This window comes from Ruegeria sp. AE4 (genome assembly GCF_056542185.1).
Genome location: NZ_JBQFZK010000020.1, coordinates 51,718 through 61,591 on the forward strand (window position 1 = coordinate 51,718; position 9,874 = coordinate 61,591).

General features: G+C 59.1%; 7 protein-coding genes. All 7 read left to right on the top strand.

The window, feature by feature from the left end:
* The first annotated feature begins 54 nt into the window (after window positions 1–54).
* Window positions 55–4,296 (top strand): DNA-directed RNA polymerase subunit beta', encoded by a 4,242-nt coding sequence (gene rpoC / locus ACR0EK_RS18135; protein ID WP_480900806.1) that lies wholly within the window; start codon window positions 55–57, stop codon window positions 4,294–4,296.
* A 211-nt stretch (window positions 4,297–4,507) separates the two neighbouring features.
* Complete coding sequence (locus tag ACR0EK_RS18140) at window positions 4,508–5,287, top strand: hypothetical protein (RefSeq protein WP_480508591.1); 780 nt, start codon at window positions 4,508–4,510, stop codon at window positions 5,285–5,287.
* Between the two features lie 138 nt (window positions 5,288–5,425).
* Window positions 5,426–6,295: a DMT family transporter gene (locus ACR0EK_RS18145; RefSeq protein ID WP_480538836.1), complete on the top strand. Its 870-nt coding sequence runs from the start codon at window positions 5,426–5,428 to the stop codon at window positions 6,293–6,295.
* Between the two features lie 434 nt (window positions 6,296–6,729).
* Window positions 6,730–7,101, top strand: coding sequence for a 30S ribosomal protein S12 (gene rpsL, locus ACR0EK_RS18150; protein ID WP_005621086.1), 372 nt, complete (start codon window positions 6,730–6,732; stop codon window positions 7,099–7,101).
* 15 nt (window positions 7,102–7,116) lie between these two features.
* Window positions 7,117–7,587 carry a 30S ribosomal protein S7 gene (gene rpsG, locus ACR0EK_RS18155; RefSeq protein ID WP_093964348.1) on the top strand — a complete coding sequence of 157 codons (471 nt, stop codon included), beginning with the start codon at window positions 7,117–7,119 and terminating at the stop codon, window positions 7,585–7,587.
* 18 nt (window positions 7,588–7,605) lie between these two features.
* A complete protein-coding gene (gene fusA / locus ACR0EK_RS18160; protein WP_480968007.1) occupies window positions 7,606–9,723 on the top strand; it encodes an elongation factor G in 2,118 nt (705 codons plus the stop codon).
* A 60-nt stretch (window positions 9,724–9,783) separates the two neighbouring features.
* Window positions 9,784–9,874, top strand: a 91-nt coding sequence (locus tag ACR0EK_RS18165) for a GTP-binding protein (protein ID WP_036223564.1), incomplete at its 3' end; no start/stop codon positions are given.

The window sequence follows — 9,874 nt, forward strand, 5'->3', positions numbered from 1 at the left end:
GGCTTCAGCCCGGCACTGCGTGACCCCCGCACCCTCTAACTCTGAGGTAAAGAGATGAACCAGGAAATCACCAACAACCCGTTCAACCCGCTGACGCCCCCGAAGGTCTTTGACGAAATCAAAGTCTCGCTGGCGTCGCCCGAACGGATTCTGTCTTGGTCCTATGGCGAGATCAAGAAACCCGAAACCATCAACTACCGGACGTTCAAGCCCGAACGTGACGGTCTGTTCTGCGCGCGTATCTTTGGCCCGATCAAAGATTACGAATGTCTGTGCGGCAAATATAAGCGGATGAAGTATCGCGGCGTTGTCTGCGAGAAATGCGGTGTGGAAGTCACCCTGCAGAAAGTCCGCCGCGAGCGTATGGGCCACATCGAACTGGCCGCGCCCGTTGCACATATCTGGTTCCTGAAATCGCTGCCGTCCCGCATCGGTCTGATGCTGGACATGACGCTGCGCGATCTGGAACGCGTTCTGTACTTTGAAAACTATGTCGTCATCGAGCCCGGTCTGACCGACCTGACCTACGGCCAGATGCTGACCGAAGAAGAGTATATGGATGCGCAGGATGCCTTTGGCATGGACGCGTTCACCGCCAATATCGGTGCCGAAGCCATCCGTGAGATGCTGGCCCAGATCGATCTGGAAGCCGAAGCCGAACAGCTGCGCGCTGATCTGGCCGAAGCCACAGGCGAGTTGAAGCCCAAGAAGATCATCAAGCGTCTGAAGGTTGTTGAATCCTTCCTCGAGTCGGGCAACCGGCCTGAATGGATGGTCATGACCGTGATCCCGGTCATCCCGCCGGAACTGCGTCCGCTGGTTCCGCTGGATGGTGGCCGTTTCGCGACGTCGGATCTGAACGATCTCTATCGCCGCGTGATCAACCGGAACAACCGTCTGAAACGTCTGATCGAATTGCGCGCGCCAGACATCATCGTCCGCAACGAAAAGCGGATGTTGCAGGAATCCGTGGATGCTCTGTTTGACAACGGCCGTCGTGGCCGCGTGATCACCGGCGCCAACAAGCGTCCGCTGAAATCGCTGTCGGATATGCTGAAAGGTAAGCAGGGCCGCTTCCGTCAGAACCTTCTGGGGAAACGCGTCGACTTCTCGGGCCGCTCGGTCATTGTGACCGGTCCGGAGCTTAAGCTGCACCAGTGTGGTCTGCCCAAGAAGATGGCGCTGGAGCTGTTCAAGCCGTTCATCTACTCGCGCCTTGAAGCCAAGGGTCTGTCTTCGACCGTAAAACAGGCGAAGAAACTGGTCGAGAAAGAACGTCCCGAAGTGTGGGATATCCTCGACGAGGTGATCCGCGAACACCCTGTCATGCTGAACCGTGCGCCGACGCTGCACCGTCTTGGCATTCAGGCGTTCGAACCGGTCCTGATCGAAGGCAAAGCGATCCAGCTGCACCCGCTGGTCTGTTCGGCCTTCAACGCCGACTTCGACGGCGACCAGATGGCCGTTCACGTGCCGCTGAGCCTTGAGGCACAGCTGGAAGCCCGTGTTCTGATGATGTCGACGAACAACGTTCTGTCGCCTGCAAACGGCGCGCCGATCATCGTTCCGTCGCAGGACATGATCCTGGGTCTGTACTATGTGTCGCTGGAACGTGCGGGCATGCCGGGCGAAGGCAAGGTCTTTGGTTCGATCGACGAAGTTCAGCACGCGCTGGATGCGGGTGAGGTGCATTTGCACACCAAAATCACCGCGCGGATCACGCAGATCGACGAAGAAGGCAACGAAGTTCAGAAGCGCTATGAAACCACTCCGGGCCGTCTGCGTCTGGGTGCCCTGCTGCCGATGAACAACAAGGCGCCGTTCGATCTGGTCAACCGCCTGCTGCGGAAGAAAGAAGTGCAGCAGGTGATCGACACCGTCTACCGCTACTGCGGTCAGAAAGAGTCGGTTATCTTCTGTGACCAGATCATGTCGATGGGCTTCAAAGAAGCGTTCAGGGCGGGCATCTCGTTCGGCAAGGACGACATGGTCATTCCAGACGACAAGTGGGGCATCGTTGATGACACCCGCGATCAGGTGAAAGACTTCGAACAGCAGTACATGGACGGCCTGATCACTCAGGGCGAAAAGTACAACAAGGTTGTCGATGCCTGGTCGAAGTGTAACGACCGTGTGACCGAGGCGATGATGAGCACCATCTCGAACGTCGCCAAGGCCGAAGACGGGTCTGACATGGAACCGAACTCGGTCTACATGATGGCCCACTCCGGTGCGCGGGGCTCGGTCACTCAGATGAAACAGCTGGGCGGTATGCGCGGCCTGATGGCCAAGCCGAACGGTGACATCATCGAGACGCCGATCATCTCGAACTTCAAGGAAGGTCTGACCGTTCTTGAATACTTCAACTCGACCCACGGTGCCCGTAAGGGTCTGTCGGATACCGCTCTGAAGACGGCGAACTCGGGTTACCTGACCCGTCGTCTGGTGGACGTGGCGCAGGACTGCATCGTTCGTGAGATCGATTGTGGCACCGAGCGCGCAATCACGGCCGAAGCCGCAGTCAACGACGGTGAGGTTGTCGCCTCGCTGGCCGAGCGTATCCTGGGCCGTGTGGCGGCTGACGATATCCTGCGTCCGGGTACGGATGAGGTGCTTGTTGCGGCTGGTCAGCTGATCGACGAACGTATGGCAGACACCATCGACGAAGCGGGCGTTCAGTCGACCCGCATCCGCTCGCCTCTGACCTGCGAGTCCGAGGAAGGCGTCTGTGCCACCTGCTACGGTCGTGACCTTGCTCGCGGTACCATGGTGAACACGGGTGAGGCTGTCGGCATCATCGCCGCCCAGTCCATCGGTGAACCCGGTACACAGCTGACGATGCGGACCTTCCACATCGGTGGTGTTGCGCAAGGTGGTCAGCAGTCGTTCCAGGAAGCCAGCCAGGCTGGTGTCGTATCCTTCGAGAACCCGCAGATCCTGGTCAATGCCGCAGGCGAAAGCCTTGTCATGGGCCGGAACATGAAGCTGGTGATCAAAGACGATCACGGCGAAGAGCGCGCCAGCCACAAGCTGGGCTATGGCTCCAAGCTGTTCGTCAAGGGAGGCACCAAGGTGGCCCGCGGCGACAAGCTGTTCGAATGGGATCCCTACACCCTGCCGATCATCGCCGAGAAAGCCGGTACCACCAAATACGTCGATCTGGTTTCGGGCCTTGCCGTCCGTGACGAGACCGACGAAGCAACCGGCATGACCCAGAAGATCGTGATCGACTGGCGCGCCGCCCCCCGTGGCAGCGACCTCAAGCCCGAGATCATTCTGGTCGGTGACGATGGCGAACCGGTCCGCAACGATGCGGGCAACCCGGTTCACTATCCGATGTCGGTGGATGCGATCCTGTCGGTCGAAGATGGCCAGAAGATCGAAGCCGGTGACGTTGTTGCGCGTATTCCGCGTGAAGGTGCCAAGACCAAGGACATCACCGGTGGTCTGCCGCGTGTGGCCGAACTGTTCGAAGCCCGCCGTCCGAAAGATCACGCGATCATCGCAGAAGCTGATGGTTACGTGCGCTTTGGCCGCGACTACAAGAACAAGCGCCGCATCAGCATCGAACCGGCTGACGAGTCGCTGGAACCCATCGAGTACATGGTACCCAAGGGCAAGCACATCCCTGTTGTCGAAGGCGACTTCGTTCAGAAGGGCGACTACATCATGGACGGTAACCCGGCCCCGCATGACATCCTGTCCATCATGGGTGTCGAGGCGCTGGCGAACTACATGATCGACGAAGTGCAGGATGTGTATCGTCTGCAAGGCGTGAAGATCAACGACAAGCACATCGAAGTCATCGTGCGCCAGATGCTGCAGAAGTGGGAGATCCTAGATTCAGGCGACACCACCCTGCTGAAAGGCGAACATGTCGACAAGCAGGAGTTCGACGCAGCCAACGAAAAGACCATCGCCCGCGGTGGTCGTCCGGCACAGGGCGAGCCGATCCTTCTGGGGATCACCAAGGCCTCGTTGCAGACGCGTTCGTTCATCTCGGCGGCGTCGTTCCAGGAAACCACCCGCGTACTGACCGAAGCGTCCGTGCAGGGCAAAAAGGACAAGCTGGTCGGCCTGAAAGAGAACGTCATCGTTGGTCGCCTGATCCCCGCCGGTACCGGTGGGGCCACGCAGGCCGTCCGCCACATCGCGCAGTCGCGCGACAATGTGGTGATCGAAGCCCGCCGGGAAGAGGCCGAAGCGGCCGCTGCCCTGGCTGCGCCGATCATGGATGATGATCTGGTCGGGGATGAGCTGGACGTTCTGGTGGAAACACCCGAAAGCCGCGAGTAATCGCCCGATTGACAAGTTTAGGAAGGCCCCGCGATTTCGCGGGGCCTTTCGTTTTTGCAGGGCTGAAACGCGCACCACGCTTAAGGCGGTTCCAGACCACTGGAATATCGCGCTCGCCGTATGAGACCTGCAATAACAGTAGGGTTTTTCTGGTTTAGCCTAAACTGTGCTACCATCCGCCATGAGTTCACACAGGTGACGGGGGTGGATGATGAGAGCTGTCACAAAGTTGTCGCGCGTATTTTCGGTTTTCGGTCTGGGCCTGATGGCCGCCTGCACGGACTATGCCTATGTGGGGATGCCACCGGGCCAGCCATCGCGTGAGATCGTGATCCCGAACGGCACGACGCGCCTGATCCCGATATCCGGCTCGATCGTCGGGCTGGCATATGATGAGCCGCGACGGCGGATCTTCCTGCGCAATCTTCCCGGTACCCAGCTACAGGAGCTTGACCGAAATGGCCGTGTCCTGCGTACCTTTGCGGCACAGCGGGTTCCGGCCGGATGCGGTGGCATCACACCTGACGAGTTTCCCATCAAAGAATGCGGGTTGGCCGTTCGGGGAAGCGACGGGCATCTGTTCCTCGACCATCCGAACGGGGTGATGATCGCGGAACTGACCCGCGACGGGCAATTTGTGCGCAACATAACCCTCAGCCAACCGCAAGGGCCGATTGGCGGGCTGGCCTTTGATGAAACGACCGGCACGTTTTATGTGCTGTTCATCCGCAATCGCCTGATCGCCGAGGTGGATTTGAACGGCACGGTGCTTAGGACAATCCGGGCGACCAATCCATCGGTCGGCGCAGCGGTGCAGATCGAACGCTTTGGCCTTGGCATCAATTCCAAACGCCGCGAGCTTTATGTTGCGCTTCAGAACGGCAACCAGCTTGGCGTTCTGGACATGTCCGGCGGGTTGATCGCAACGCACATGCTCAGCGCCGGGGTGGCTGTGGAAGGGATCGGAGGTGGTCGGGTCTCTGGTCTCTGATAGGGGCTCAGAAGGCGTTTTCGACCCGCTCCCAACGCGTCGGAGCGTAATTCTTGCGCTGATCTGATTTGATGCGTTGACAGGCGGCTGTCCGATTGGGCCAATGGCCCGATCACTCTGCGCAGGGCCAAATCTGACATGAACCCAAACACCAAAGGTGCCTTGCTGATGATGGGCAGCATGGCGGCCTTCACCCTGAACGACACTTTGGTCAAGGTCGCGCTTCGGGAACTGCCATTGTTCCAACTCGTGGCCATGCGGGGCGTTCTGGCCGTTTTCCTTGTCTATGGTCTTGCCCGCTATCTGGGGGCGCTGCACCTCAATTTCTCACACCACGACCGGTGGCTGGTTGCGCTGCGCAGTCTGGCCGAACTGTCGGCTACCTTCTTTTTCCTGACAGCGCTCAAGAACATGCCGCTTGCCAATGTGACGGCCATTCTGCAGGCGCTGCCTCTGACCGTGACGCTGGGCGCGGCGCTGGTCTTTTCCGAACAGGTCGGCTGGCGGCGCATATTGGCGATTGCCATTGGTTTTGGCGGCATGGTTCTGATCGTCAGGCCCGGACCTGACGGCTTCAGCCTGTATTCCATCTACGCGCTGATCGCAGTGGCTTCGATCACGGTTCGCGATCTGGTGACGCGACGCATGTCGCCCCAGGTTCCGTCAATGGTGGTGACACTGGCGACGTCTCTTTCCATCACGGTGGCCGCCGCGATTGCTTCGGTGTTCGAAGGATGGGTTCCGGTTTCCGGCGCTGCGGGTTCTTTGGTTGCAGCGGCGGCCGTGTTCGTCCTGATGGGCTATCTGTTCAGCGTCATGGTCATGCGTCAGGGCGATGTCGGGTTCATCGCGCCGTTTCGCTATTCCAGCCTGATCTGGGCCCTGGGGTTGGGCTGGGCCGTATTCGATGAATGGCCCGACGGCCTGACCATGCTGGGTGCGACACTGATCGTGGCCGCCGGGTTGTTTACGCTGTTCCGGGAACGCGCGCGTCGGGAAGCGGCGTGAACCTGCGTGACAAAGCTCTGAACACTGGTCATCCGAAGGCGAAACCCGGCCTCCGGTTTCGGGTTCAGCTTAACATTGGCGCTTCTGGTGCAGGGCGGTTTTATGAACCCGGTTGAGCCTGCGCACCCATATAGGCACGGCCCGGATCAGCCAATTTCCGGGCAACCGGTATCGTGCTGTTGACACTCGGGCCGACTCCCCCTATTACGCGCGTCATCTCGGTGCCGGGGGCCGCCCCATAGCCGATTCCAGTAATGAGCTGGTCAAGGCCCGGACAATTTTGCAGTTCGCGCCCTCTGAGAAACAACCGCGACGTTCACCTCGGAATGGGAACGCTCGTGGGTTTTGCGCTTGTGGACGCATCAGCGCAGCGAAGTTAGCCGCACGCAGCCCGCGTGCATGTCATGTGTGTTGCAAACGGGGAAGAAACCGGAATGCCAACTATTCAACAGCTGATCCGCAAACCGCGGCAGCCCAAAGTAAAACGCTCGAAGTCCATGCACCTGGAGCAGTGCCCGCAGAAACGCGGCGTCTGCACACGTGTTTACACCACCACACCGAAGAAACCGAACTCGGCTATGCGTAAGGTTGCCAAAGTGCGCCTGACCAACGGGTTCGAGGTCATCTCGTACATCCCCGGTGAAAGCCACAACCTGCAGGAACACTCGGTTGTTCTGATCCGTGGCGGCCGTGTGAAAGACCTTCCCGGTGTGCGTTACCACATCCTGCGCGGTGTTCTGGATACTCAGGGCGTCAAAGACCGTAAGCAACGCCGTTCGAAATACGGCGCGAAGCGTCCCAAGTAAGAAGGAGAGGCTGATATGTCACGTCGTCACGCCGCCGAAAAACGCGAAGTCCTGCCTGACGCCAAGTTTGGCGATAAGGTTCTGACCAAATTCATGAACAACCTGATGATCGACGGCAAGAAGTCGGTCGCCGAGCGCATCGTCTACAACGCCTTTGACCGCGTCGAAAGCAAGATCAAGCGCGCGCCCGTCGAAGTGTTCCACGAAGCACTCGACAACATCAAACCGTCGGTCGAGGTTCGCTCGCGCCGGGTTGGTGGTGCAACCTATCAGGTTCCGGTCGAAGTCCGCCCCGAGCGCCGCGAAGCACTGGCCATCCGCTGGCTGATCACCGCTGCGCGCGGCCGCAATGAAAACACCATGGAAGAACGCCTCGCCGGTGAGCTGCTGGACGCTGTACAGTCCCGCGGTACCGCCGTGAAGAAGCGCGAAGACACCCACAAGATGGCCGAGGCGAACAAAGCCTTCAGCCATTACCGTTGGTAATCCCAGAGGCTTATCCAAATGGCACGCGAATATCCGCTCGAACTATACCGTAACTTCGGTATCATGGCGCACATCGACGCAGGTAAGACCACCTGCTCGGAGCGTATCCTGTATTACACTGGTAAATCCCACAACATCGGTGAGGTGCACGATGGTGCAGCCACCATGGACTGGATGGAGCAGGAGCAGGAACGCGGCATCACCATCACTTCGGCTGCAACTACCACCTTCTGGGAACGCACCGAAGACGGTCAGAATGCTGACACGCCTAAGCACCGCCTGAACATCATCGACACCCCCGGCCACGTTGACTTCACCATCGAAGTTGAACGCTCGCTGGCGGTTCTCGACGGTGCCGTCTGCGTTCTGGACGCAAACGCCGGTGTTGAACCCCAGACCGAAACCGTGTGGCGTCAGGCTGACCGCTACAAGGTTCCGCGTATGGTTTTCGTCAACAAGATGGACAAGATCGGCGCAGACTTCTTCAACTGCGTTCGCATGATCGAAGACCGCACCGGCGCACGCGCTGTTCCGGTTGGTATTCCGATCGGTGCCGAAACCGAGCTGGAAGGCCTGGTTGATCTGGTCACCATGGAAGAGTGGCTGTGGCAGGGCGAAGACCTTGGTGCAAGCTGGGTCAAAGCTCCGATCCGCGACAGCCTGAAAGACATGGCTGACGAATGGCGCGGCAAGATGATCGAAGCGGCCGTCGAAGAAGACGACGACGCAATGATGGCCTATCTGGAAGGCGAAGAGCCCGACGTTCCGACCCTGCGCAAACTGTTGCGCAAAGGCACGCTGGCGCTGCATTTCGTTCCCGTTCTGGGTGGCTCGGCGTTCAAGAACAAAGGTGTTCAGCCGCTGCTCAACGCTGTGATCGACTATCTGCCCAGCCCGCTGGACGTTGTTGATTACATGGGCTTCAAACCCGGCGACGAGGAAGAAGTTCGTAACATCGCACGTCGTGCCGATGACGACATGGCCTTCTCGGGTCTGGCGTTCAAAATCATGAACGACCCCTTCGTTGGTTCGCTGACCTTCACCCGCGTTTACTCGGGCACCATGAACAAGGGTGACTCGATCCTGAACTCGACCAAAGGCAAGAAAGAGCGCATCGGTCGTATGATGATGATGCACTCCAACAACCGGGAAGAGATCGAAGAAGCGTTTGCAGGCGACATCATCGCGCTGGCGGGTCTGAAAGACACCACCACCGGTGACACTCTGTGCGATGCGAAGGATCCGGTGGTTCTGGAAACCATGACCTTCCCCGATCCGGTGATCGAGATCGCGGTCGAGCCCAAAACCAAGGGCGACCAGGAAAAGATGTCTCAGGGTCTGGCCCGTCTGGCCGCCGAAGACCCGTCCTTCCGCGTGGAAACCGACCTGGAATCGGGTCAGACCATCATGAAGGGCATGGGCGAACTTCACCTGGACATCCTGGTGGACCGTCTCAAGCGCGAGTTCAAGGTCGAGGCCAACATCGGTGCGCCTCAGGTGGCTTATCGTGAAACCATCTCGATGCCGGTCGAACACACCTACACCCACAAGAAACAGTCGGGTGGTTCGGGTCAGTTCGCCGAAGTCAAGCTGGAGATCCAGCCCACTGAGGCAGGCGAAGGTTACTCGTTCGAAAGCCGCATCGTTGGTGGTGCCGTTCCGAAGGAATACATCCCCGGTGTTGAAAAAGGCATCAACTCGGTCATGGACAGCGGCCCTCTGGCTGGCTTCCCCGTGATCGACTTCAAGGTTGCCCTGCTGGACGGTAAGTTCCACGACGTTGACTCGAGCGTTCTGGCGTTCGAAATCGCGGCCCGTATGTGTATGCGTGAAGGCATGCGCAAAGCTGGCGCGAAGCTGCTGGAACCGATCATGAAGGTCGAAGTGATCACCCCGGAAGAATACACCGGCGGTATCATCGGCGACCTGACCTCGCGTCGGGGCCAGGTGTCTGGTCAGGAACCGCGCGGCAACGCGATCGCGATCGATGCGTTTGTTCCGCTGGCGAACATGTTCGGCTACATCAACACCCTGCGTTCGATGTCGTCGGGCCGCGCCCAGTTCACCATGCAGTTCGACCACTACGATCCGGTTCCGCAGAACATCTCGGACGAGATCCAGGCGAAATACGCATAAGCGACGATTTGAGGGAGCGCCGTTCCGGGGCTCCCTTCATTACAGAAAAAGGAGGCCATCATGGCAAAGGAAAAGTTTGAGCGTAATAAGCCGCACGTCAACATCGGCACGATTGGGCATGTTGACCACGGCAAGACGACGCTGACCGCAG

Coding starts and splice junctions, on each gene's coding strand:
- rpsG (WP_093964348.1), top strand. CDS start 7,117: ATGTCACGTCGTCACGCCGCCGAAAAACGCGAAGTCCTGCCTGACGCC.
- rpoC (WP_480900806.1), top strand. CDS start 55: ATGAACCAGGAAATCACCAACAACCCGTTCAACCCGCTGACGCCCCCG.
- ACR0EK_RS18140 (WP_480508591.1), top strand. CDS start 4,508: ATGAGAGCTGTCACAAAGTTGTCGCGCGTATTTTCGGTTTTCGGTCTG.
- ACR0EK_RS18145 (WP_480538836.1), top strand. CDS start 5,426: ATGAACCCAAACACCAAAGGTGCCTTGCTGATGATGGGCAGCATGGCG.
- rpsL (WP_005621086.1), top strand. CDS start 6,730: ATGCCAACTATTCAACAGCTGATCCGCAAACCGCGGCAGCCCAAAGTA.
- fusA (WP_480968007.1), top strand. CDS start 7,606: ATGGCACGCGAATATCCGCTCGAACTATACCGTAACTTCGGTATCATG.